Annotated in this window: 1 protein-coding gene; it reads right to left on the minus strand. The window is 47.2% G+C overall.

Annotation, left to right across the window (positions count from 1 at the left end; all coding sequences use genetic code 11):
- Window positions 1–72: 72 nt before the first annotated feature.
- The coding region (locus tag EUU22_RS25485) for a hypothetical protein (protein WP_205687825.1) at window positions 73–252 on the minus strand (180 nt) is incomplete at its 5' end.

Consider the following 252-nt stretch of genomic DNA (forward strand, 5'->3'; position numbering starts at 1 on the left):
TTAGAACAATTTGTAAAGGTTATTCAAGTTCACATCATTTTACGACTAATGAACTTATGGATAGTTCCTCTCTCATATTTGCTCTTCACTTCTTGGCTCCTCCGCCACCTTGACATTGTCCATGACCTCCGTGACCTCCATACCCTCCACTGTCTCCACCACCGCCTCCCTGAACCTGTACGCAAGGGTCGGGTACATCTTTGCATTGCGGTTGCGGTGTTGGCTTGGCGCATGGGTTAACATCAGTATCTT

It is taken from the genome of Ciceribacter ferrooxidans (assembly GCF_004137355.1).
In the GTDB taxonomy this organism is placed as follows: domain Bacteria; phylum Pseudomonadota; class Alphaproteobacteria; order Rhizobiales; family Rhizobiaceae; genus Allorhizobium; species Allorhizobium ferrooxidans.